Below are 23,394 nucleotides of genomic sequence, written 5' to 3' on the forward strand. Positions count from 1 at the left end.
GTCACGTCAGGCGTTCGCCGCCGCGTCCACGGCGGCCAGCAGGTCGGGCAGGTCGTACCCACCGTCGTGCCGGACGTCGTTGACGAAGAGCGTCGGCGTGCCGTTGACACCGCTGCGGATACCGCCGACGAAGTCCCGACGGACCCGGTCGGCGTACGCCCCGCGCTCCACCTCGGCGTTCAGCTCGTCCGTGGGCAGGCCGAGCTGCTCGACGCCGAGCGAGAGGTGCACGGGGTCCAACTGGTCCTGGTGTTCGTACAGCCAGTCGTGCATCTCCCAGAACTTGCCCCGCGACGCGGCGGCCTCCGCCGTCTCAGCGGCCCGTTCGGCGTACGGGTGGACGTTGGCGATCGGGAAGTAGCGGTAGATCAGCCGTACCGTGTCGGCGCGCTGGCGCAGCAACTCGTGCAGGTTCGGGTACGCGGCACCGCAGAACCGGCACTGGAAGTCGCCGTACTCGATGATCGTCACCGGGGCGTTGGACGGCCCGCGGACGTGGTCCTCGATGGTCACCGGCTCCCGGAGCCGGGCGGTGACCTGAAGTGGCGTGGTCATCCGGCCATCACCTTCCGATCGCGGGCGAGGTTGTCCAGGGCGTCGAAGATCCCGTCCGCGCCCGGGTTGACGTCGGGTGCCGACAGGTAGCTCCACGCCACAGTCCCGGCCTGGTCGAGCACCACCAGCGCCCGGGCCGCCTCACCCTGCGGGGTGTACGCGCCGTACCGGCGGGCCACCTCGCCCTTGGGCTCGAAGTCGGACAGCAGCGGGAAGGCGATGCCCCTGCTCTCGGCGAACGCCCGGTGCGACCAGATGCTGTCCACCGAGATGCCGAGCACCATCGCCTGGTACTGGTCGAACACCGGTGCCGCCGCCTGGTAGAGCGACATCTGGTCCCCGCAGACGGGGCTCCAGTCGGCGGGGTAGAAGACGAGCACGACCGGGCGACCCCGGAACTGCTCGGGGCCGGTCTGGCGCCCGTCCGGAGTGCTCGCCAGGGTGAAGCCGGGCGCGGGGCGCCCGGGTTGGATCAGCCCGTTCGGATCACTCATGCACCCAGCCTGCCGGCGGGGCGGGTGAGGCCGGCTCACCCGCCCCGGGTGGTTGCGCGCTCAGCGCAGGACCGGTGCGACAGCGATGTGGTTCTGAACCTCCCGGATGCCCGGTGCGGACCAGGCCACCTGCTCCACCTCGGCGCGTTCGGGCATGGAATGCACCAGTCCGGCGAGCACCGCCGTGTCGCCGTGCACCCGGACGGTGATCCGCTCGGCCTCGGTGGCGCCGGCCCGGGCCAGCGCGTCCACGATCTGATCGGCAACGTTCACGCCGTCCGGCGGCGCGTTCGGCCGGACGGTGACGCCGTTGCTGACCCCCCGTACGCCGGTGAGCCGGCAGACCGCCCGTTCGGCGGCCCGGCGCTGGTACTCCCACTCGACCTCGCCGTGCAGCGTCACCCAGCCGGCCGAGACGGTGACCTGGAGCTTCTCGATGGGCACGAACGCGTCCCACTCCAAGGCGTGGCCCGCCGCGGCGGCCAGGTCCGGGTCGGCACGCTCGTCGCCGCCGGGCAGCTGCACGGTCAGATCGTTCGCGACCGCCCGTACTCCGACGACCCGGTGCGCGGCCCGTTCCCCGGCCCACTTCTTCGCGTAGCTGTCCACCCGCCCGGTCAACGTGACGACGCCCTCGGCGACGGTGACGCCGATCTCGTGCGGCTGCACCCGGGGTTCCCAGGTCAACTCGTCGAGTACGGCGGACTGGATGTCCTGGTCGGTCCGCGTGATCGTCGCGACGGCCATCGGGCCCTCCCTCCGCTGCGTGCGCTGGCTGGCGGACCGGGTGACGGCCGTGGCCGGCAGGCCCGCCGGGGTCCGATCGTGCCGGCCACCGGGGTGAGCGGACCTCACCCGATCCGGACGACGGACCGGCCGGACCTGCCCGTGCCGCGCGTCGACCGGGCACCGCCGTCGATGATGGGAGCGCTTCCATAGCGGCGTCGAATCGGTTAGGGTGAGTGCGTTCCTCGATCGCGGGAGCCTCGCGTCGGGTGGTTGGAGCCAGGGCAAGCTCCGATCCGTCCCCCCGCGTCGTCGTCCGTCCCCCGGGCCACGGCGCACCACCTCCGGTCGATCCTTCCCCGCGTCGTCGCCCGTCCCCCGAGCCGCGACGTCACACTGGTCGATCCCGTCTCCCGGGTCTCCACCCCCGGAGAGGAACCACAGATGCCCAGATCACTGGCCGGCGCTCTCGTGTCGGCGTTGGCGGTCGCCACGGCCGTCGTGGCGGTCCCCATCACCGCCGCGGGCTCTGCCGCGGCCCCGGCCGCCGCCGAGGCGTACACCTGGCGCAACGTCCCGGTCGGCGGCGGCGGCTTCGTGCCCGGCATCGTCTTCAACCCCACCGAGAAGAACCTGATCTACGCGCGGACGGACATCGGCGGGGCCTACCGCTGGGAGCAGTCCAGCCAGTCGTGGACGCCGCTGCTCGACTGGGTCGGCGCGGACCGCTGGGGCTACAACGGCGTCGTCAGCATCGCCACCGACCCGGTGCAGACCAACCGGGTGTACGCGGCCGTCGGCATGTACACCAACGGCTGGGACCCGAACAACGGCGCGATCCTGCGCTCGTCCGACAAGGGCGCCACCTGGCAGATCACCGAGTTGCCGTTCAAGAACGGTGGCAACATGCCGGGCCGGGGCATGGGGGAGCGGCTGGCCGTCGACCCCAACCGGAACAACATCGTCTACTACGGCGCCGAGGGCGGCAACGGGCTGTGGCGCAGCACCGACTACGGGGCCACGTGGGCCCGGGTCACCGCCTTCCCGAACGCCGGCAACTACCGGGCCGACCCCAGTGACCCGAACGGCTACAACGGGCAGAACCAGGGCCTCACCTGGGTCAGCTTCGACAAGAGCACAGGCACCGCCGGGTCCACCACCCAGACGATCTACGTGGGCGTGGCGGACAAGGAGAATCCCGTCTACCGCAGCACCGACGGCGGTGTGACCTGGACGCGTATCCCCGGGCAACCCACCGGCTACCTGGCGCACAAGGGTGTCGTCGACCCGGTCGGCGGTCACCTCTACATCGCCACCAGCGACACCGGCGGCCCGTACGACGGCGGCAAGGGCGACGTCTGGAAGTTCACCCGCTCGACCGGTGTCTGGACGCGGATCAGCCCGATTCCCTCCACCAGCGGCGACGACTACTTCGGCTACAGCGGTCTGACCATCGACCGGCAGCACCCGAACACGCTGATGGTGGCCACCCAGGTCTCCTGGTGGCCGGACGCGATCTTCTTCCGCAGCACCGACGGCGGGGCGAGCTGGACCCGGATCTGGGACTTCACCAGCTACCCGCAGCGGTCCAAGCGCTACACCATGGACATCAGCTCGGTGCCCTGGCTGACCTTCGGCACCAACCCGGCGCCTCCGGAGGAGACGCCCAAGCTCGGCTGGATGAACGAGTCGGTCGAGATCGACCCGCACGACTCCAACCGGATGATGTACGGCACCGGCGCCACCATCTACGGCACCACGGACCTCACCAAGTGGGACACCGGCGGTCAGCTCACCCTCCGGCCGATGGTCCGGGGCCTGGAGGAGACCGCAGTCCTCGACCTGATCAGCCCGCCCAGCGGGGCGCCACTGATCAGCGCGCTCGGCGACGTCGGCGGGTTCCGACACACCGACCTCGACACCATCCCGTCAATGCTCTTCACCCAGCCGGTCTTCACGAGCACCACCAGCCTGGACTACGCCGAGAGCAAGCCGGCCGTGCTGGTCCGTGCCGGCAACTTCACCGACGCGGACCGTCCCAACGACAGCCACGTCGCCTTCTCCACCGACGGCGGCGCGACCTGGTTCCAGGGCACCGAGCCGTCCGGCGTCAACACCGGCGGCACGGTCGCGGCGGCGGCCGACGGCAGCCGGTTCGTCTGGTCGCCCGGCGACGCCGGCCAGCGCGTCGTCTACTCCGTCGGCTTCGGCAACTCGTGGTCGCCGTCCACCGGCATCCCCGCCAACGCGATCATTGAGTCCGACCGGGTCGACAGCAACCGGTTCTACGGCTTCAGCGGCGGGCGGGTCTACCTGAGCACCAACGGCGGCGCGACCTTCACCGCCACGGCGGCGACCGGGTTGCCCACCACCGACGTACGGTTCAAGGCGCTGCCCGGTCGGACGGGTGAGCTGTGGCTGGCCGGGCCGGGTGGGCTGTGGCGCTCCACCGACTCCGGTGCCAGCTTCACCAAGCTGGGCGGTGTCAGCGCCTCCGGCAACGTCGGCTTCGGCAAGGCGGCCCCCGGCCGGACCAACCCCGCCGTCTTCCTCTACGGCACCGTGGACGGTCAGGCCGGCGTGCACCGCTCCGACGACGGCGGAACGACCTGGGTCCGCATCAACGACGACCGCCACCAGTACGGCAACCCGACCGAGGCGCTGACCGGCGACCCCCGCGTCTACGGCCGCGTCTACCTCGGCACCAACGGTCGCGGCATCCTGGTCGCCGACCGCACCGGCGGCACGCCGACGACCCCGCCCCCGACGACGCCGCCCCCGACGACCCCGCCCCCGACCACGCCGCCTCCGACGACGCCGCCTCCGACCACGCCGCCTCCGACCACGCCGCCTCCGACCACGCCGCCTCCGACGACGCCGCCCCCGACGACGCCGCCTCCGACCACGCCGCCTCCCACCACGCCGCCCCCGGCTGGGGGATGTGCGGCGGCCTACCGGGTGACCGGCTCCTGGTCGGGTGGATTCCAGGCGGAAGTGGTGGTCAGCAACCCGGGCACCCGGCCCATCGCCGGCTGGACGCTGGGCTGGACCTTCCCCAACGGCCAGCAGATCAGTCAGCTCTGGGGCGGCACCCACACCCAGACCGGGGCGGTCGTCTCGGTCGTGGACAGCGGCTGGAACGGCGCGCTCGGCGCCGGCGCCAGCACCACGATCGGCTTCCTCGCTTCCTGGACCGGCAGCAACGCGCCACCGGCCACCGTGAGCTGCACGAGTCGCTGACCCGGTGGCCCGGCGTCGTCCGGGCCACCCGAGAACACCGGTCCGCCGGGGCTGCCTGAGGGGTCCGGCACCCCGGCGGACCGGCCCGATCCCGATCGTCGAGCCACCGAGCGGGCAATGCGAACGGGCCCCGTCGACCAGAAGGTCGGCGGGGCCCGTTCGGGTTGTCGGGAGCTAGTCGTCCAGGCCGACGGGGGAGTTGGGGCGGTCGACGTCGACGAACTCGACGTCGTCCACCGCGCGGTCGTCCCGGCTGCCGGCGGCACGGGCAGCGGAGCCGACGGCCCAGCCGACCGCCGCGCCGACAAGCGCCGCACCGATCAGGAGCGTCCACGGCAGCGCCGGCTGACGCCCGGCGAGCGCGTCAAAGGCACGCGAGGCCCGACGCCGGGCCTCCTCGGCCGCGGAGCCGACCAGGTCACCCGCCCCGTCGGCGAGATCGCCGCTGCTGCGACGGGCCGAACGGGCGGTGTCCCGGACACTGTCGCCTGCGGAGCTGACGGCGGAGAGCAGGTGCTCCCACGCCTGGTCCGCGATCCGCTCCGGCTTGCTGCGCCGGTCCAGCAGGTTGGTTCCGAACATCGTGGTTACCTCCTCGGGTGCCGAAGCCGCCGGCCACTTCGGACCTCGGCGTCTGTCCAGCGCGGCAGGTTTCGCTGATGTCGCAGTGCCCCGGGCCGGTCGGGCGCAAACCCGGTCGGCCGCGGCTCACCGGATCGTCAGCGCACCGCCACCACGGCCGCGCCGCGGGCGAAGTCGTCATCGTCGTCGTCATCGTCGTCCCCGCCGCCGAAACCGCAGGCCAGCACGAGGGCGAGCAGCACGCCGACTCCGGCCAGCCCGGCCAGTCGCTTGATCATCGAAGGTCCTCTCCGTCACGGTGGGTGTCCCGGGGCTGATGCTAGGTGGCGTCGGCAACCGCCCGACGGGATCGGACCTGACGCGTTCGCGGGACCCGGACCCGACACGCCGGTCCCAGTCGGTGCCGGCGTACGGGGTGGGTCGGTTGTCGGGCGTGTCGGGTCGCGCCCGCTACCCTGGTCCGGCGACGCGTCGGTTCCGACCGATCGTGGAGTGGTCAGATAACGAAAAGTATTGGTTGATCAGATACCGAAAAGTGGGGATATGGGCGACTTTGTGCGCCCGGATCCGTGAATTGCTCATCCCGAGGGGTGGCGACCGAGGCCGTCGGAGGAATACTCTCGGTCGCGGCCCGCGTACTGATGAGACGCCCGGGGGACGGGCGGGTGGAGGTGCTCGCGTGAGCCTGTCGATCGTGAAGTCGGTCCTGTCCGGTGGTGTCGTGGAGATCGCCCCCCGGGGCGAGATCGACGTCGACACAGCGTACGAGGTGCGTGAAGCGATTGCGGAGGTGCTGGCCAAGAGCCGCCCGCTCCGCATCGAGCTGAACATGAGGCTGGTCACCTTCATCGACTCGGTCGGCATCAGCGCCATGGTCGCCGGCTTCCAGACCGCCGAGGTCAGCGGCGTCAAGCTGGTGGTCACCGAGCCCAGCCGGTTCGTGCACCGTCAACTCTGGGTGACCGGTCTGCTCGGTCTCTTCGGCGCACCGGAGCCCTACTTCGCCGGGGCCGCCACCCCCGAGGTGCTTCCGGGCGCCTGAGCGCCGGCCGTCCCGCCGTCAGGGTTGCTCGTCCAGACCGGTCAGGTCCACGTCGGTCACCTCGGTGACCGCCCGGATGGCCGTCACCGACGCGTACCCGGCGGCCAGCAACGCCAGGTCCGTCCCGGGCTGCGCGGCCTGGCCGGGCTCCTCCAGCGCGGTACGCACGAAGCCGTGCCCCGACTCGGCCACCGTCATCTGCACCTGACCGAAGCTGGCCAGGGAGCCGCGACGTACCCCGCGCAACTGTCCGTGCGGCAGGTCGGGTGCGTTGACGTTGAGCACGCTCTCCGGCGGCGCGGCGGTCAACCGGGGGAGCAGGTCCAGGGCGACCCGCGCGGCGGTGTCCCAGTGCCGTTCGGCGTCGCGTACCCGGGCTGCGGCGTCCACCGCGGCCCCGCCGCTGCCGGCCGTCGCCTCGCCCGCGGAGAGCACGTCCAGTGAGACGGCCATCGCCCGGCACCCGTTCGAGGCGGCGGTGAAGGCGGCGCCCACCGTGCCGGAGTGCAGCACGGCGCGGCCGGCGTTGGCGCCCCGGTTGATGCCCGACAGCACGACCGTCGGCGGCGGGCCGAACGCGCCGTGCAGCGCGATCAGCGTGATGAAGCCGGGCGAGCCGGCGACCCCGTACGCCGGCACACCCGCCAGGTCGGGCAGCGGATGGTCGTGCACCACCACGCGTCCGTCCCGTTCCACAGCGCTCATCGCGGCGCTGGCGCCACTGGCTTCCTCCCGCGGCGCCGCGACCACCACGTCCAGGCCCCGCTGGGCGGCGGCCAGCGCCAACGCCCGGATGCCCGGCGCGGCGATCCCGTCGTCGTTGGTGACGAGCACCCGCAGCGTCATCGCTCGACCACCCGGTCGGCCAGTTCGTCGGGGGTGGTCCGCTCCTGCTGTCGGCTGTCCGCCGGGACCAGTTGGACCCGCTCCACCAGTCCGGTGATCGAGTCCAGCCGTCCGGTGCCCAGCCCGTGCCGGGTCACGTTCAGCGCTCCGGCCGCGGCGCCGGTGCGGATGGCGGTCCGGATGTCGCCACCACTGGCGATCACGGCCGCCACCCCGGCGGTCATCGAGTCGCCCGCACCACGCGGATCGGCGGCCTCCAGCCGGGGCATCCGCACCTCGAAGAGTTCCCCGTCGATGAGCGCCAGCGCCGGCTGGTCGGCTCGGCTCACCACCACCGTCTCGGCGCCGGCGGCGTGCAGGTCGTACATCGCTCGGGTCAGCTCGGGGCCATCTGCACTGCGGGCGCGACCGTCCCGGATCAGCTCCTCGTGACTCACCTTGAGAAAGAACACGCCGCTGTCCAGTACGGCGCCCAGGTGATCGCCCGACAGGTCGACCACCACGCGGCTGCCGTTGGCGCCGAGGTCGGCGGCGAAGCGGCGGTACAGGTCGGCCGGGACGAGCCACGGCGCGTTCGGACCACTGAGGACGCTCACGTCGGCGCGCAGTCCCTCGCCGAGTGCCAGGTTGTACAACTCGTCCAGCTCGTGGCGGCTCAGTCGGTCCCCGGGGACGTCCACGACCTCCTGTCGGGATCCGCCCCGCCGGTCGTGCACGTACCCGCCGCTGCCGGAGTCGCGCACCACCACCTTCAGGTCCACCCCCTCGCTGACCAGCAGCGGCTCCAGCACCTGACCGATCTCGCCACCGAGCGCGGCGCAGAGCACCACGTGGACCCCGAGCGACAGCACCATGCGGGCCTGCCAGACGCCCTGGCCGCCGGGGTGCAGGTGCAGTTCGGGCTGGTCGTTCGGCTGGTCCACGGTCACCGTCAGCTGTGGGGTGGGCGCGAAGACCATCACGTGCCCGCTCACCGGTCGTCACCGAACATGCGTCCACCCTTCGTCGCAACCGGTGATTTCCTATCAGCCGACCGTAATCGGAACGCTGCGCGAATACCGGGACAACGCACGGTGTCCGTCCGGGCGTTGCCAGCGTGCGCCGGGTACGGGACGATCGTGCGACCAGCGACGTCGGGAGACGGTGTGCTCAGCAGCGACAGCTTCAGCTACACCGTCCAGGCCCGCTGCTCACTCGCCGAGGCTGCGGCGTTGTTGAGCGACCTGACCCGCCAGGGCGACCTGCACCCCCTGATCGTCCGGGTCCGCCGGGTGCGGCCCCGTCCGGGCGCGCAGGCCAGCTACACGATCAACGACAGGCTGGCGGTGGGGCCGTTGCGCTTTCGCACCACCTACCAGGCGGATGTGCTGATCTGCGAGCCGGACGAGATCGTCACGGTGGCCCGCCAGTGGCCGGCCACCACCGTCCGCAACCACACGCGGCTGCGCGCCGAGCCGGACGGGCTGGTCCGGATCGACGTCGACATCACCCTGCGCGCGCCGACACCCCTGTTCCGGTACGCCTTCGGCCAGGCCCGCGCCGCCCACCTCGCCCTGGCCACCCGCCTCGGCGCGGCCCTCGACCGCCCCGCGCCCTGAGCCCGCGACCCGTCGAGGCCGCCTGATAGCCGCGACGCCAGCGCAGCCGGGACCGTCCGGTTCGGCGCAACGCAAGGCGGCCCGGCCTGGCGCGGCCCGGCCCGGCCTGGCGCGGCCCGGCCCGGCCTGGCGTGATGTGGCCCGGCCTGGCGTGACGTGGCCCGGCCTGGCGTGACGTGGCCTGGCGTGACGTGGCCCGGCCTGGCCTGGCATGACGCGGCCCGGACTGGCGCAACGCGGCCTGGCCTGGCGCAACCCGGCTCGACCCGGCCTGGCCCGACCCGGCGACCGGATGCGTGAGCGTGGTCCTTTGCTCTGCTTCAGCGGAGTCGACAGGCGAGGGCCATCCGTGTTGCCTCCGCTGAAGCAGAGCAAAGGACGTGCGCACCCCCTTGGCACCCGGCGCGCGGCCGTCGTGATCAGGCTCGTACCTCGCCCGTCCCCGGCGTCATCGCGATGGTGACGGCGTTGGTCACCCCGTCATCGCGCGATCATGCCCGGTGCTGGCGGCGCGAGGAGCCTGCGTCGCGGCTCGTGCGGTCCCGGGGCGGCGAGGTCGCGCGGGTCGGCGTCCCCAGGGCTTGTACGTGGAGAGCACTGTCGCGATGATCATGAGGCTGGTCGACACCGCGGGCGCGATCACCAGGTCGGCGCGGTCCCGGGCGGGCAGGGCGGCGCCCAGCGCGCTCGCGTGCCGCAGGTTCGGGGTGAGCAGGAACAGCACCAGCCCGACCATCACCGTGGTGATCACCAGCTTGACCAGCACCCACCGGTAGCGCACCAGGCCCCACGGGGTGAGCAGCGCGCTGGCGACGCCGACGAGCCAGACGAGCACGCTCAGCGGCGCGAACAGCACCGTGCCGACGAGCCCGGCGACCGGGTAGACCACTGCCGGGTCGGCGCCGCGCTGTGCCGCGATGCCGAGGGTGAGCAGCACCAGGTCGGCTCCGAGCCAACCGAGCGAGGTGATGAGGTGCAGGGTGAGCAGCGCCTTGCGGGTGGCGGGCGGTATTCGCGGCATACCCGAATGCTGCCGGCCCGGCCCGGCCGGGTCGTCCGACCGCCGGCGACGTCCGGGGTACGTCCGCTGACGTACCCGGGGCCGGCGCACCCGCTCGACGGTGCGCCGGCCACCGACAGGGTCAGTACACCGACAGGTGTACGTGGTTGGTGTGGTCGCTGGAGGGGTCGCCGTTCCCCCCGCTGTACGACTTCCACCCGCTGCTGGGCAGCCAGATCTGCCTGTACCAGATCACGTAGAGCACGGCGAGCCGGTCGGAGTTGCGGATGAAGTAGGCGGCCAGGTTGCTGCCGTACGTCTTGTCGCCGCCGGTGGCGTCCCCGCCGAAGCCGCCCTTCTGCGCGGCGAAGTCACAGGCCCGACCCTTCGGGTGTTCGCCCGAGCCGCCCGAGCGGTGACAGGAGACGTACCGGGTGAAGCCGGCGGCCTTCGCCTGGTTGAGGGCGTGCAGGGTGCGGGGGGTGATGCAGCCGCTGGCCGGGGTGGGGTCGTTGATGCTGCACGACTCGGACGGCCAGGAGCCGTCGGAGTTGCGCGGCGCGGGCTGGGCGTTGGCGGTGGAGGTGCCCCGGTTGGAGCTGGTGTCGGCGGCGGTGGTGCGCGGCTTGCTGGTGGCCACCGTCAGGGCCCGTTCGGCCTGCTCCTTGCGCTTGGCCATCACCTCGACCTGCTTGCGCTGCTCGCGGATCTCGCCGTCCAGGGCGGTGCGGGTGCGGTTGGCCTCGTCCCGGGTGGCGTGCAGGTCGCGCAGCACCCGGTCCTCGTTGGCGGCCACCACGTCCAGCGCGGCCGCCCGGTCCATGAAGCCCTCGGGGGTGTTGGTGTTGAGCAGCGCCGAGACGGTGCTGAGCCGGCCGGTGCGGTAGGCCACGCCGGCGATCTCGCCGACCTTGCCGTTGCGCACGGTCATCTCGGCCTCGGTGGTCTTCAGCTTTGCCGCGAGTTGCTGCTGTCGCTGGACGGAGGTGTCCAGGGCGCGCTTCGCGTCCAGGTAGCCCTTGCTGGCGGCCTCCAGTTGGGCCCGCAGCGCGGGGGTGCCGCCCTCCTCGTCGCCGTCGGGTGCCGCGGCGGCCCGCAGGCCGCCGGGGGGAGCGGCGGTGGCGGCGCCCACCGGGAGGGCGACGCCGAGGGTGACCATCATGACGATCAGTGCCGCGAGTCGGGCGGCGGGTGGTCGTGCTGGTGCCACTACGCATGTCCTTCCGTCAGCCGCCGACCGGGTTAGCTGACGGGTTCGGGACGGAAGATCCCTACCGCTGACGCGGATGCACCCCAGGAACATGGTTCCCCGGTTCACCCTCTCGGGTGATTAGGCGGCGGCCGCCACCGGCGCCGGGAGGGCGCCGCCGGGTGGTGGCCGGGGACGAGCCTACCGGTGCAGGTGGGGCGTGTGCAGTCGATGTGACGGAAGGTGTCCGCGCCACCACCCAAAATGACTGCTGAACGGTCATTTCGTCAGGTAAGGGATCACCACTCGATCGAACCGCAGGCGTCCGGGGCGGCGCCGGGCTCGATCTGGAGCGTGGCGTGCTCGATGCGGAAGTCCTCCCGCAGGGCGCTGCGCGCCGCGGTGAGCACCGCGCCGACCTCCCCGCCGGGCGCCATGATCAGGTGTGCGGAGGCCACCTCCATGCCCGAGGTGAGCGTCCAGACGTGCAGGTCGTGCACCTCGACGACGCCGGGCACCGCGGCCAGTCGGTCGTGCACTGCGGTGACCTGGAGGTGTTCCGGGGCGGCCTGCACCAGGATGCGGACGGCGGCGCGGCCCAGCCGCCAGGTGCGCGGCAGGATGAACACGCCGATGGCGACCGCTACCAACGGGTCGGCCCACCACCACTCGGTGACCGCGATGAGCAGCGCCGCGCCGATCACGCCGAGCGAGCCGAGCAGATCGCCGAGCACCTCCAGGTAGGCGCCCTGGAGGTTGATGCTCTCCCGGGCGCCGGCGCGCAGCAGCGCGAACGCGACCACGTTGGCGAGCAGGCCGAGGACGGCCACCGCGAGCATCGGGCCGGTCAGCACCTCGTGGGGGTCGCCGAACCGCCCGATCGCCTCGATCAGCACGTAGACCGCCACGCCGGAGAGCAGGACGGCGTTGGCCAGGGCGGCGAGCACCTCGAGGCGGTAGAGCCCGAAGGTGCGCTGCGGGTCGCCGGTGGCCCGCCGGGTGGCGGTGATCGCGGCGAGCGCCATCCCGATGCCCAGCACGTCGGTGAACATGTGCCCGGCGTCGGAGAGCAGGGCGAGCGAGCCGGTGTGGAAGGCGGTCACGCCCTCGACCACCATCAGGGTGGCGAGCAGCCCGAACGCGGCCCAGAGTCGGCCCCGGTGCTGGTGGGCGGCGTTGGCGACCGACCCGTGGTGGTGGTCATGACCTGCTCCCACGAGATCCACCCTCCTTCGCCACCCGGGACCCGGTCAAATGTATGCTCACATCGCTATGTATGCAACTGTACGGGGAGGGTCCACCCGCCGACCCCGCAACCCGCAGGTCAGCCGGTCGGGTCGATGGTGGTGAGCCGCTGAGTGGCCCGCGAGAGCGCCACGTAGAGCGTGCGTACGCCGGAGCCCGGATCGGCCCGGATCTCGCTCGGGGCGACCAGCACCACAGCGTCGTACTCCATGCCCTTCGCCTCCAGGCTGGTCACCACCTGCAGCCGCGCCGCGCCGAGTGAGCCGAGCCAACCGGCGACCTCGTCGCGACGGGTGACCGGCGTGATCACCCCGACCGTGCCGTCCACCTCGGCCAGCAGGCCGGAGGCCGCCTCCACGACCGCGGTCTCCAAGCCGGCCGGCGGCACCACCAGCTCGACCGGGTCGACCCCGGTGGAGCGGACGGCGGTCGGCAGCGACAGGTCCGGGTAGAGCCGGCGGATCTCCGCCGCCGCCACCGCGAAGATCTCCGCCGAGTTGCGGTAGTTGGTGGTGAGCGTGAAATCGTGCCGCTTGCGCCGGCCCAGCGCCTGGTCCCGGGCGCGGGTCAGCTCCTCGGGATCACCCGTCCACGCGGTCTGCGCCGGGTCGCCCACGACGGTCCAGGAGGCCAGACGGCCCCGCCGCCCGACCATCCGCCACTGCATCGGCGAGACGTCCTGCGCCTCGTCCACCACCACGTGCGCGTACTCCCGGTAGTCCTCGGGACGCTCCCGGGCCGCCGCGCGGGCGGCCCGCTGCCGGTCGCTGGCGGTGCTCAGCTCGCGTACGCCCCCAGCGAGCTGGAACGGATCGCGCCGGGCTCGCGCCGGCTGCATGGGCTTGCCGAGCAGCGCGTCCAACTCGTCCAGCAGCGCCACGTCCGCGATGGTCAGACCCGCGGTCTCCAGGCTCTGGTACGCGGTGGTGAGCAGCCTGATCTCCGCGCCGGAGAGGATCCCGCCGGCGTACCGACGCAGCCGGTCCGGGCGAGCCAGCCAGCCGAGCACGTGCCGGGGGTGCAGGCGCGGCCACCACGCCTTGAGGAACTCCCGGAACTCCGGCCGCTCGGCGATCTCGCCCTCGAAGGCCCGCTGCTCCGGCAGCCGGGTGATGCCCACCGCGCGGGCCTGCGCCCAGAGCGCGGCGAACACACCGTCGAAGCCGGCCCGGCGTGCCTCGTTGCGCCGGGCGCCACGGTGCAGCGCGCGGTCCCGGATCCGGTCCAGCTCGGCCCGGTCCAGCCGCAGCAGCGTGCCCCGGTAGAGCAGCCGCAGCTCACCCGGGCCGCCCGGCACCGCGTCGCGGGCGGCGCGCTCCAGCACCCGGCGCATCCGCAGTGAGCCCTTCACCGCCGCCACCTCGGGCGGGTCGGTGCGGGTGGCGGTCATCCCGGGAAAGAGGGTGCCCAGCGAGTGCAGGGTGGCCGTGTCCTCGCCGAGCGAGGGCAGCACCGAGGCGATGTACTCGACGAAGACTGTGGACGGCCCGACCACCAGGATTCCCCCGCCGGCGTACCGGCTGCGGTCGGAGTAGAGCAGGAAGGCCGCCCGGTGCAGGGCGACAGCCGTCTTGCCGGTGCCCGGGCCGCCCGCGACGATCGTCACCCCGGAGCCGGGCGACCGGATCGCCTCGTCCTGCTCCCGCTGGATAGTCGCCACGATGTCGCGCATGCCCCGACCGGTGGCCCGGGACAGGGTGGCCAGCAACGCGCCGTCGCCGACCACTGTCATCCCCTCCGGCGCGGCGGTGGGGTCCAGCAGGTCGTCCTCGATCCGGGTCACCCGCTCGGCGCGGGACCCGATCGTGCGGCGACGCACCACGCCCAGCGGCTGCGCGGGGGTGGCCTGGTAGAACGCGGAGGCGGCCGGCGCGCGCCAGTCGACGACAAGCGTCGTGGCGTCCTCGTCGCGGATGCCGAGCCGCCCGACGTGCAGCACCTGCCCCTCGCGCAGGTCCAGGCGGCCGAAGACCAGCCCCTCGTGCTCGGCGTCGAGAGTGTGCCGCCGCTGCGCGGCGTGAAAGACCATCGCGTCGCGCTCGACGAGCGCGCCGAACGTGCCGACCCGCGCCATCCGGTAGCCGTCGCGTTCGGCCCGAACCGCGGACTGGCGCAGCTCGGCCAGTCGGGCGTACACCCGGTCGAGATGCCGTTGCTCGACGGCGATCTCCTGCTCCAGGGCGGTCTGGTCGGTCAACGCACGCTCCTTCGATGTCGCCGGCAAGCGGCGCGAACCGCGCGGGCCAACCGCAGAAGGGTACGGCCCCGGGCCCGGCGCTTCGCGCCCGAGGTGCGCGAACGTGCTCAGCGACGCGTCCCGGTCGCGCTCGCGTCGAGCCCGTCGCGCGCCGGTGCGGCGAGCACCCGATGCAGTACGCCGGTCAGCGCGGCGTTCACCTCGTCCGGGCGTTCCATCATCAGCATGTGTCCGGCGCCCGGACAGACGGTCAGCTCGGTGGCCGGCAGTGCGGCGGCGATCGACTCGGCGCACGGCGGTGGGGTCAGCCGGTCCCGGTCGCCGACCAGGGCGGCGGCCGGCAGGTGGGCCAGCGCGGTGAGGGTGTCCAGCCGGTGCTGGGCGCCGATCGAGGCGCGGAAGCCGCCGATCGAGCGCAGCGAGGCGCGGGCCACCGCTGAGGTCACCAGCCGGATGTCGGAGGGATCGCAGCGGTCGCCGAAGAGCATCCACCGGATGCTCGGTTGCAGCGCGTTCAGCAGCGCCCGGGGCGCGCGCCACGAGCCGCACCGGGCCAGGACACCGGCGCCCGTCGTCTCGGCGAGCCGGATCAGCCGGGCGATGCGCGGCGAGAGCCCGTAGACGGTGTGCGTGTGCCCCTCGGCGGTGGTGGAGACGAAGACCAGGCCGGCCGTACGGGCGGCGAAATGGTCGGGGTGGCGGTGCGCGTACTCCATGATCGTCATTCCGCCCATCGAGTGCCCGACCAGGATCACCTGACCGCTGGGCGCGACCGCGTCGAGAACGGCCGCCAGATCGTCGCCGAGCTGGGCCAGGGTGGCGGTGGGCAGCGCCATGCAGCTGGACCGGCCGTGGCCGCGCGCGTCGTAGGCGACCACCCGCACCGCGTCGCCGGACGAGGTGGTGAGCGCGTCCACCTGCCGGTGCCAGCTGCGCCCGTCCAGCGTCCAGCCGTGCAGCAGGACGGCAGTGACCGGGGCGTCCGCGGGCCCCGTGACCTCCACGTGCAGCCGTACGCCGTCGGGCATACCGACCTCGAACCGCTCCGGCATCGCCACCTCCCCGGGCCGCCCCGGCATCACCAGCACCGGATTACCCGGCGGTAACACCGGCTACCCGCCGGAACACCCCGCCAATCGCGCCCGGCGAACATTCCCGACCCCGCCCGTGGCCGCGGCCCGCGGGCCAAGCTGAACGGCATGGAGGTGGCGGGACAGGGGCGGCAGGCCGGCGGTACGCCCCGCGCCGCGCTGGCCGAGCTGCTCGCCGGCAACCGGCGGTTCATCAGCGGCCAACCCGTGCACGGCCACGACGTCACCGCCGCGGCGGCCGCCTCCGGGGACCAGCAGCCGTACGCGGTGGTGCTCGGCTGCATCGACTCGCGGGTGCCGCTGGAGGCGATCTTCGACCAGACCTTCGGCGCGATCTGCGTGATCCGTACCGGTGGGCACGTGCTCGACCGTGCGGTGCGCGGCTCCATCGAGTACGTGGTGGGTCAGCTCGGCGTGCCGTTGGTGCTGGTGCTCGGGCACGAGCGGTGCGGGGCGGTGGGAGCGACGGTGGACGCGCTGCGCTCGGGGGAGCGGCCCGGCGGTTCGCTCGCCCACCTGGTCGACGAGATCGCTCCGGCGGTCACCGAGGTCGGGCTCGATGATCCGGCGGTGCATCCCCTGGCGATCCGCCGGCACGTGCGGCGTACGGTCCACGCGTTGCGCGCGGACGACCTGCTGGTCGGCCCGGTCGCGGCCGGTCGCGTGGCGGTGGTGGGTGGCCTCTACGACCTGCGCACCGGCGAGGTCGCCCTGCTCGACCCCACCTGAGTGCCGAACGCGAAACCGCCCGCCGGGAACTCCCGGCGGGCGGTTTGCTGGTGCTGTGGTGGGGGAGGGCTCAGCCCTCGAAGACGCCGGCCGCGACCAGGCGCTTCTCGGTGGCCTCCCAGCCGTCGTTCGGGTGAACGGCAGCCAGGTTGTTGATCTCCGCCCGGATCTTGGCGGCGTGGCCGGCGGCGGCCAGCACCCGGATCTCCTCGACGAAGGCGTCGGAGTCGGTGCGCAGGTGCGCGGTCTTGCCGTTGGTCAGGTTGCGCACGTAGGCGTGCTTGCCGCCGTTGAGCGGGATGAGGTACTTGAACTCGCCCAGCACGCTGAGGGCGCCACCCTGGCCAGCCTGGCCGGCCCGGACGGACGCGCGCGCGGTCTTAGAGGTGTTGCTCGCCACGGAGGTACTCCTTGCAAGACGTACGGGAGGACTGGAACGTCCGGGGGCTGTGTGCGGGCCACCACCGGGGTCGACCCACGAAGTTGTGCGCGGCACAAGCCGCCGATGGAACTGTACAGGACCACGACATCAGGCTGGTCGTCGCGGTGTCCTGAGAGGCAACGGAGACCACCCGTCCGGCTATTCCGGCCGGCGAATTTTCCGATTCTCTGGCGCACCATCCGTCACACGGGTAATCATGTGTTGCACGAGCCACTCTGGTGGACGAGGTCGTAGGGGAAGACGCACCTCGCTCTCCGGGAGGTCACCGTGCCAACGCGTGGCGTCGTATACGTCCACTCGACCCCGCTCGCCGTGTGCTCGCACGTCGAGTGGGCGATCGCGCGCGTCCTAGCCGCGCCGGTCAACCTGCAGTGGACGGCTCAGCCCGTCGACCCCGGCGCACGCCGGGCCGAGTGCGGGTGGACCGGCCGTCCGGGGACGGGCGCCGAGCTGGCTGCTGCCCTCCGGCAGTGGCCCATGATCCGTTTCGAGGTCACCGAGGAGCCGAGTCCCGGCGCCGACGGTGAGCGCTTCATGTACGTGCCCGCCCGTGGCCTCTTCCGGGCCACTGTCGGGGCGGCCGGCGACATCCAACTCGGCGAGGACCGGCTGCGGGCGCTGATGGCCTCCGCGCGGGCCCCGGAGGCGCTGTCGCACGCCCTCGACAAGGCGCTCGGCACCGCCTGGGACGCTGACCTGGAGCCCTACCGGTACGCCGGGGACGGGGCGCCGGTGACGTTGCTCACCCGGGTGGGCTGACCGCCGGCACCGTCCGCTGGCCAGCCGCTCCCTGGCGCTGCGACCGGTAAGGTCAAGTTGCCCCGATAAGGGGGAAGCTGGTGGGATGGGCGGGTGCCGATTCGCCCGCGACACGCCGGTGTCGCCGTCGCCGCCCTGACCGCCCTGCTCGTCTCCGGCTGCTCCGGCGCCCCGGACCGGCCCGATCCGACGCCCGGTCCGACCGGCGCCTCGGCGGCCCCGAGCGCTCCCGCCGCGACCCCGTCCGACGACCCGGCCGCGCGGGCCGCCGCCCTCGTCGCGACGCTCTCCGACGAGGACCTGGTCGGGCAGGTGCTGATGCCGTACGCGTACGGCGACTCGGCCACGAAGGTCTCGACCGGCTCCGCCGCCGGTAACCAGGCCCTCGCCGGTGTCGACACCCCCGCCGACATGATCGCCAAGTACCGGCTCGGTGGGCTGATCCTGGTCGGCTTCAGCGCCGACGACCCGACCAAGGGCAACCAGGAGACCACCAACGTCGACAACCCCAAGCAGGTCCACGAGCTGACCACCGGGCTGCGGGGCGCCGCCGGACGGCTGGCCGCCGGCCCGGCGCCCTTCCTGATCGGCACCGACCAGGAGTACGGCGTCGTCACCCGGGTCACCGACGGGGTCACCATCCTGCCCAGCGCGCTCGCCGCCGGTGCGGCCGGCGACCCGAAGCTGACCGAGGCCGCCTGGCGGGCCGCCGGCGCCGAACTCGCCGCGCTGGGCATCAACATCGACTTCGCCCCGGTGGCCGACGTGCTGGCCACCCGCAGCACGGTGATCGGCTCGCGGTCGTACGGGGCCGACCCCAAGCAGGCCGCCGCCCAGGTCGGCGGCGCGGTCCGGGGCCTGCAGGCCAGCGGCGTCGCGGCCACCCTGAAGCACTTCCCGGGGCACGGCCACAGCGCTGACGACTCGCACAAGGACCTGCCGGTGCTCACCCAGTCCGCGGCGGCGTTGCAGAGCGGCGCGTGGCCACCGTTCACCGCCGGGTTCGAGGCCGGCGCGATGGCCGTGATGTCCGGCCACCTGGACGCGCAGGCCATCGACCCGGGCACCCCGGCGACCTTCTCCCACAAGCTGCTCACCGATGTGCTGCGAGGCCAGCTCGGCTTCCAGGGCGTGGTGATCACCGACGGGATGAACATGCCGCCGGCGAAGCGTTGGGCGCCCGGCGAGGCCGCCGTCCGGGCGCTGAACGCCGGCAACGACCTGATCCTCATGACCCCGAACGTCGGTCAGGCGTACGACGGGCTGCTCGCCGCCCTGCGCGGAGGCTCGCTGCCCCGCGCCCGGCTGGTCGACGCGGTCACCCGGGTGCTGACCATGAAGTTCCGGCTGGCGACGGCCCCCACCGAGCCGATGTCCACGCTGAACACCCCGGCGCACCGGGCGGCTGCGGACGCGCTGGCCGCCGGTGCGGTCACCGTGCTGCGGGGCGCCTGCGGCAAAGCGGTGCACGGGCCCGTGACCGTCACCTCCTCCAATGGCCGCGACGGCACCCGGGCGGCGCTCACCACCGCGTTGACCAAGGTCGGTGTGACCGTGAAGCCGAGCGGCGGGACCGTGGTGCATCTCGTCGGCTACGGCGACGGCGACAGTGACCTGCGCGCCGACGCGGCGGTCACCGTCGCCATGGACACCCCGTACGTGCTGGCCAAGGCCACCTCGCCGACGCTGCTGGCGACGTACTCCTCCAGCCGGGCGTCGATGACCGCCCTGGCCGCCGTGCTGGCCGGTAAGGCCCGCCCGGGTGGTCGGTCCCCGGTGGCGGTGCCCGGCCTGCCTGCCACCACCTGCGGCGCGTGATTCCCCCGGGCCCGCGGGCCGGAAATCGCGTCGCCGGAGAGGGCGTCGACCTGGCAGCCTCGTCGCATGGCAACTCCACAGGGCTTCCGGTACGACAGGCGTGCTGACGGCACGGTGGTGATCACGCATCACGGCCGGGTGGCGGGCAAACTGCGCGGCACCCGGGCGGCGGAGTTCCTCGCCGAGGTCGACGACGACCCGCAGCTGGTGATGGCCCGCTGGACCGGCAACTACCGCCACGGCAACGAACGCACCGCCAGGCAGCATCCCCGCAACCGGAGCTGAACGTGCCGAAGGGCCCCCTCGCGAGGGGGCCCTTCGGTGAAACCGCAGCTCGGCCGCTGTGTCACGGCCGCTGTCTTACGGCCGTGCGAAGACGAGCGCCACGTTGTGGCCGCCGAAGCCGAACGCGTTGTTCAGCGCGGCGGGGATCTCCATGTGGCGTGCCTTGTGCGCGGCGACCTCCAGGCTGAGGCCCGGCTCCGGGTCGTCGAGGTTGATCGTCGGAGGGACGACGCCGTCGCGGATGGCCAGGATCGTGGCGATCGACTCCAGCGCGCCGGCCGCACCGAGCAGGTGACCGGTCATCGACTTCGTCGCGGCGAGCACCGGGTGGTCGCCGAGCGCCTTGTGCAGCGCGCCGATCTCCAGCATGTCGCCGACCGGGGTCGACGTGGCGTGCGCGTTGACGTGCACGATGTCCTGCTTGGCGATGTCCGCGTCCGCGATCGCCCGGGCGATGGCCCGGATGGCGCCCTCACCCTCGGCGTGCGGCTGCACGATGTCGTACGCGTCGGAGGTGATGCCGGCGCCGGCGAGGCGCGCGTACACCCGGGCGCCGCGGGCTGCGGCGTGGTCGGCACGCTCCAGCACCACGATGCCCGCGCCCTCACCGAGGACGAAGCCGTCGCGGCCCCGGTCCCACGGGCGGGAGGCGCGCTCCGGGTCGTCGTTGCGGGTCGACATGGCCCGCATCGAGCTGAAACCGGCGATCGGCAGCGGGTGGATGACCGCCTCGGTGCCGCCGGCCACCACCACGTCGGCCCGGCCGGCGCGAATGATGTCCAGACCGAGCGCGATCGCCTCGGCGCCGGTGGCGCAGGCGCTGGCCACCGTGTGCACGCCGGCCTTGGCGCCCAGCTCCAACCCGACCCAGGCGGCCGGACCGTTCGGCATCAGCATCGGGATCGTGTGCGGGGAGACCCGCCGCGGCCCGGACGCCTCCAGGATGTCGTCCTGGGCGAGCAGGGTGGTGGCACCGCCGATGCCGGAGCCGACGCTGACGGCCAGCCGCTCCCCGTCCAGGCCGGAGTCGGCGAGGCCGGCGTCCGCCCAGGCCTGCTGCGCCGCGATGATCGCGATCGCCTCGGAGCGGTCGAGCCGGCGCAGTCGGACCCGGTCCAGCACCTCGGACGGCTCCACGGCCAGCTGGGCGGCGATCCGGACCGGCAGTTGCGCGGCCCACTCCTGGGTGAGGGCACTCACCCCGGAGCGGCCGGCGAGCATGGCGTCCCAGGTCGACGCGACGTCCCCGCCAAGCGGGGTCGTCGCGCCGAGCCCGGTGACGACGACGTCAGGACGACTCATGATCAGGACTGCGCCTCGATGAAGCTGACGGCGTCCCCGACGGTCTTGAGGTTCTGCACCTCGTTGTCCGGGATCTTGACGCCGAACTTCTCCTCGGCGGCCACGACGACCTCCACCATGGAGAGCGAGTCGACATCGAGGTCGTCGGTGAAGGACTTCCCCTCGGCCACGTCGTCCGGGTTCACCCCGGCAACCTCTTCGAGGATCTCGGCGAGGCCGGTGGTGATCTCGTCACGGGTCATTGCGGTTGGTTCCTCTCATAGGGGGTTCTCCGGCGGCCGGCGTCGCCGACCGCCGCTCCTCGACGCGTACGCGTCCGAGGGGGTTTCAGGGGCAGCGGACGACCTGACCGGCGTAGGTCAGGCCACCGCCGAAGCCGAACAGCAGCACCGGGGCGCCCGAAGGCACCTCCCGACGCTCGACCAGCTTCGACAGGGCCAGCGGCACGCTCGCCGCCGAGGTGTTGCCGGACTCGACGATGTCCTTCGCGATGATCGCGTCGGGGATGTTGAGCCGCTTGGCGATGCCGTCGATGATCCGCGCGTTGGCCTGGTGCGGCACGAAGGCGGCCAGCTCCGACGGGTCGACCCCGGCCCGTTCGCACGCCTGCAGAGCCAGCGGCGCGATCGCCGTGGTGGCCCAGCGGAACACCGACTGGCCCTCCTGCTGGATGTACGGGCGCCAGCCCTCGATGCGTACCGCCTCGCTCTTCTCCGGCGCGGAGCCCCAGACGACCGGGCCGATGCCGGCCGGCTCGTCGTCGGCCGTGGCGGTGACCACCGCGGCGCCCGCGCCGTCACCGAAGATGATGCAGGTGGAGCGGTCGGTCCAGTCGGTGAAGTCGGACAGCTTCTCGGCGCCGATCACGAGCGCGTTGCGCGACGCCCCGGCCCGGATGGCGTGGTCCACGGTGCCGAGGGCGTACGCGAAGCCCGAGCAGGCGGTGTTGACGTCGAACGCGCCCGGCGCGGCGATGCCCAGCTTCGCGGCGACCCGGCAGGCCACGTTGGGGCTGCGGTCGATCGAGGAGCAGGTGGCGACCACGACCAGGTCGATGTCGGCGGCGGTGAGCCCCGAGTTGGCCAGCGCCTTGCCGGCGGCCGCGGCGGCCATGTCGGCCACCGTCTCGCTGTCGGCGATCCGCCGGGTGACGATGCCGACCCGGTCGCGGATCCACTCGTCGTTGGTGTCCACGAGCTGGGCGATGTCGTCGTTGGTCACCACCCGGGATGGCTGGTAGTGCCCCATCGAGACGATGCGACTGCCGGTCATGAGTGTCCTCCGATGGGGGCGAGCGGTTGGCCCGGCGTGCCGTGGCGGGCGATCAGGTCCCGGGCGGCCGGCAGGTCGTCCGGGGTGTTCAGGGTGACGATCTCCGGGGCGCCCTCGCCCTTGAGCTCCCGCTTGACCAGACCGGCGAGGGTGCCGGCCGGGGGCAGCTCGATCACGCCGGTCACGCCGCGCTCGGCCAGCGTGCGCATGCACAGGTCCCAGCGCACCGGGGCGGTGACCTGGCGGACCAGCCGGCGCACCAGCTCCTGCCCGTCGGTGACGGCGGTGCCGTCGAGGTTCGACAACAGGAGACGGGCCGGATCGGCGGGGGCGATCCCGGCGGCGACCGTGGCCAGCGCGGTCTCGGCCGGGGCCATGTACGGCGTGTGAAACGCGCCGGCGACCTGGAGTCGGATGACGCGGGTCTTCGCCGGCGGGTCGGCGGCGAACTTGTCCAGCCCGTCCAGCGCGCCGGCGGCGACGATCTGGCCGGCGCCGTTGCGGTTGGCCGGGTGTAGCCCGTGCGCGTCGATCGCGGCGAGCACCTCGTCCGGGTCGCCGCCGAGCACGGCCGCCATCCCGGTCGGCTCCAGCGCGCACGCGGCGGCCATCTCCCGGCCCCGGATGCCGGCGAGGGTGACCGCGGCTTCGGCCGAGAGCACCCCGGCCACCGCCGCGGCGCCCAGCTCACCGACGCTGTGGCCGGCGGTGAGCGTCACGGCGTCCAGCGGCAGGTGCTCGGCGGCGAGCAGCGCCGCCGCGACGAGCAGCGGCTGGGTGCGGGCGGTGTCCTTGATTTCCTCGGCGTCGGCGGCGGTGCCGAGATGCACCAGGTCCACCCCGGCCAGCGCCGAGAACCAGCGCAGTCGCGCCTCGGTGCCGGTCAGGTCGAGCCAGGGGGTCAGGAAGCCGGGTTTCTGGGAACCCTGGCCGGGACTAAGTACGGCGAGCACGCCTATGACTCTCCCGGATACGCGTGGGT

General features: G+C 73.0%; 24 protein-coding genes and 1 riboswitch. Of the genes, 7 read left to right on the forward strand and 17 right to left on the reverse strand.

Translation table 11 applies throughout. The features are described from left to right. Positions 1–6: 6 nt before the first annotated feature. The 3 genes from AB0B97_RS23605 to AB0B97_RS23615 are packed head-to-tail and all read right to left on the reverse strand — an operon-like array spanning position 7 to position 1,796. The gene (locus AB0B97_RS23605) at positions 7–555 is read right to left on the reverse strand and encodes a thioredoxin domain-containing protein (protein WP_234589225.1); all 549 of its coding nucleotides are present in this window, start codon (positions 553–555) and stop codon (positions 7–9) included. Next, positions 552–1,049, reverse strand: coding sequence for a redoxin domain-containing protein (locus AB0B97_RS23610; protein ID WP_357496458.1), 498 nt, complete (start codon positions 1,047–1,049; stop codon positions 552–554). Before AB0B97_RS23610 ends, AB0B97_RS23605 begins: the two co-directional genes overlap by 4 nt. Before the next feature lie 60 nt (positions 1,050–1,109). After that, positions 1,110–1,796, reverse strand: coding sequence for a BON domain-containing protein (locus AB0B97_RS23615; RefSeq protein WP_357496460.1), 687 nt, complete (start codon positions 1,794–1,796; stop codon positions 1,110–1,112). Positions 1,797–2,219: 423 nt separating this feature from the next. Between AB0B97_RS23615 and AB0B97_RS23620 the strand changes: the two genes are divergently transcribed. Continuing rightward, the gene (locus AB0B97_RS23620) at positions 2,220–5,015 is read left to right on the forward strand and encodes a cellulose binding domain-containing protein (protein ID WP_357496462.1); all 2,796 of its coding nucleotides are present in this window, start codon (positions 2,220–2,222) and stop codon (positions 5,013–5,015) included. Positions 5,016–5,189: 174 nt separating this feature from the next. Here AB0B97_RS23620 and AB0B97_RS23625 read toward each other — a convergent pair whose 3' ends face one another. Both AB0B97_RS23625 and AB0B97_RS23630 read right to left on the reverse strand, forming a co-directional pair. After that, positions 5,190–5,597: a hypothetical protein gene (locus tag AB0B97_RS23625; protein ID WP_234589221.1), complete on the reverse strand. Its 408-nt coding sequence runs from the start codon at positions 5,595–5,597 to the stop codon at positions 5,190–5,192. A gap of 137 nt (positions 5,598–5,734) precedes the next feature. After that, a complete protein-coding gene (locus AB0B97_RS23630) occupies positions 5,735–5,875 on the reverse strand; it encodes a hypothetical protein (protein ID WP_234589220.1) in 141 nt (46 codons plus the stop codon). Positions 5,876–6,276: 401 nt separating this feature from the next. On the opposite strand from AB0B97_RS23630, the gene AB0B97_RS23635 reads away from it, so the two are divergent. Further along, positions 6,277–6,639 (forward strand): STAS domain-containing protein, encoded by a 363-nt coding sequence (locus AB0B97_RS23635; RefSeq protein WP_007463546.1) that lies wholly within the window; start codon positions 6,277–6,279, stop codon positions 6,637–6,639. 18 nt (positions 6,640–6,657) lie between these two features. Here AB0B97_RS23635 and AB0B97_RS23640 read toward each other — a convergent pair whose 3' ends face one another. Then, complete coding sequence (locus AB0B97_RS23640; protein ID WP_357496465.1) at positions 6,658–7,485, reverse strand: 5'/3'-nucleotidase SurE; 828 nt, start codon at positions 7,483–7,485, stop codon at positions 6,658–6,660. Then, a complete protein-coding gene (locus AB0B97_RS23645) occupies positions 7,482–8,459 on the reverse strand; it encodes a PfkB family carbohydrate kinase (protein ID WP_357496467.1) in 978 nt (325 codons plus the stop codon). The genes AB0B97_RS23640 and AB0B97_RS23645 overlap by 4 nt, the downstream gene beginning before the upstream one ends. Before the next feature lie 171 nt (positions 8,460–8,630). Between AB0B97_RS23645 and AB0B97_RS23650 the strand changes: the two genes are divergently transcribed. Next, positions 8,631–9,083 (forward strand): SRPBCC family protein, encoded by a 453-nt coding sequence (locus tag AB0B97_RS23650; RefSeq protein WP_234589216.1) that lies wholly within the window; start codon positions 8,631–8,633, stop codon positions 9,081–9,083. 472 nt (positions 9,084–9,555) lie between these two features. On the opposite strand, the gene AB0B97_RS23655 is transcribed toward AB0B97_RS23650, so the two are convergent. The 5 genes from AB0B97_RS23655 to AB0B97_RS23675 all read right to left on the reverse strand — a co-directional run bounded on the left by AB0B97_RS23655 (position 9,556) and on the right by AB0B97_RS23675 (position 15,766). Further along, entirely contained in the window at positions 9,556–10,104 is a 549-nt protein-coding gene (locus AB0B97_RS23655) for a hypothetical protein (RefSeq protein ID WP_357496470.1), read from the reverse strand. A gap of 121 nt (positions 10,105–10,225) precedes the next feature. After that, entirely contained in the window at positions 10,226–11,245 is a 1,020-nt protein-coding gene (locus tag AB0B97_RS23660; RefSeq protein ID WP_357496799.1) for a hypothetical protein, read from the reverse strand. Between the two features lie 53 nt (positions 11,246–11,298). After that, a riboswitch (cyclic di-AMP (ydaO/yuaA leader) is annotated at positions 11,299–11,430 on the reverse strand. A 141-nt stretch (positions 11,431–11,571) separates the two neighbouring features. Next, positions 11,572–12,489, reverse strand: coding sequence for a cation diffusion facilitator family transporter (locus tag AB0B97_RS23665; protein ID WP_234589214.1), 918 nt, complete (start codon positions 12,487–12,489; stop codon positions 11,572–11,574). Positions 12,490–12,596: 107 nt separating this feature from the next. Then, complete coding sequence (locus AB0B97_RS23670) at positions 12,597–14,714, reverse strand: AAA family ATPase (protein ID WP_357496472.1); 2,118 nt, start codon at positions 14,712–14,714, stop codon at positions 12,597–12,599. 107 nt (positions 14,715–14,821) lie between these two features. Beyond that, positions 14,822–15,766 (reverse strand): alpha/beta hydrolase, encoded by a 945-nt coding sequence (locus tag AB0B97_RS23675; protein WP_357496474.1) that lies wholly within the window; start codon positions 15,764–15,766, stop codon positions 14,822–14,824. A gap of 147 nt (positions 15,767–15,913) precedes the next feature. Between AB0B97_RS23675 and AB0B97_RS23680 the strand changes: the two genes are divergently transcribed. After that, entirely contained in the window at positions 15,914–16,534 is a 621-nt protein-coding gene (locus AB0B97_RS23680) for a carbonic anhydrase (RefSeq protein WP_357496477.1), read from the forward strand. Between the two features lie 70 nt (positions 16,535–16,604). On the opposite strand, the gene AB0B97_RS23685 is transcribed toward AB0B97_RS23680, so the two are convergent. After that, positions 16,605–16,934, reverse strand: coding sequence for a hypothetical protein (locus AB0B97_RS23685; protein ID WP_007463527.1), 330 nt, complete (start codon positions 16,932–16,934; stop codon positions 16,605–16,607). A 309-nt stretch (positions 16,935–17,243) separates the two neighbouring features. On the opposite strand from AB0B97_RS23685, the gene AB0B97_RS23690 reads away from it, so the two are divergent. From AB0B97_RS23690 to AB0B97_RS23700, 3 genes are all read left to right on the forward strand, one after another. After that, positions 17,244–17,735, forward strand: coding sequence for a DUF3145 domain-containing protein (locus tag AB0B97_RS23690; protein WP_007463525.1), 492 nt, complete (start codon positions 17,244–17,246; stop codon positions 17,733–17,735). A 93-nt stretch (positions 17,736–17,828) separates the two neighbouring features. Continuing rightward, complete coding sequence (locus tag AB0B97_RS23695; protein ID WP_357496479.1) at positions 17,829–19,553, forward strand: glycoside hydrolase family 3 N-terminal domain-containing protein; 1,725 nt, start codon at positions 17,829–17,831, stop codon at positions 19,551–19,553. 66 nt (positions 19,554–19,619) lie between these two features. Continuing rightward, positions 19,620–19,838 (forward strand): hypothetical protein, encoded by a 219-nt coding sequence (locus AB0B97_RS23700; RefSeq protein ID WP_357496481.1) that lies wholly within the window; start codon positions 19,620–19,622, stop codon positions 19,836–19,838. Between the two features lie 75 nt (positions 19,839–19,913). Here the strand turns inward: AB0B97_RS23700 and fabF are convergent, their stop codons facing one another. The 4 genes from fabF to AB0B97_RS23720 form a co-directional block, all read right to left on the reverse strand. After that, on the reverse strand, positions 19,914–21,140 hold the full coding sequence (gene fabF, locus AB0B97_RS23705) for a beta-ketoacyl-ACP synthase II (RefSeq protein ID WP_234589208.1): 1,227 nt from the start codon (positions 21,138–21,140) through the stop codon (positions 19,914–19,916). 2 nt (positions 21,141–21,142) lie between these two features. Then, positions 21,143–21,382 carry an acyl carrier protein gene (locus AB0B97_RS23710; RefSeq protein WP_007463517.1) on the reverse strand — a complete coding sequence of 80 codons (240 nt, stop codon included), beginning with the start codon at positions 21,380–21,382 and terminating at the stop codon, positions 21,143–21,145. Between the two features lie 85 nt (positions 21,383–21,467). Continuing rightward, the gene (locus tag AB0B97_RS23715; protein WP_234589205.1) at positions 21,468–22,412 is read right to left on the reverse strand and encodes a beta-ketoacyl-ACP synthase III; all 945 of its coding nucleotides are present in this window, start codon (positions 22,410–22,412) and stop codon (positions 21,468–21,470) included. Then, positions 22,409–23,365, reverse strand: a complete 957-nt coding sequence (locus AB0B97_RS23720) for an ACP S-malonyltransferase (RefSeq protein ID WP_357496484.1) — start codon at positions 23,363–23,365, stop codon at positions 22,409–22,411. Before AB0B97_RS23720 ends, AB0B97_RS23715 begins: the two co-directional genes overlap by 4 nt. Positions 23,366–23,394: the final 29 nt, after the last annotated feature.

It is taken from the genome of Micromonospora sp. NPDC049004, assembly GCF_040649315.1.
In the GTDB taxonomy this organism is placed as follows: domain Bacteria; phylum Actinomycetota; class Actinomycetes; order Mycobacteriales; family Micromonosporaceae; genus Micromonospora.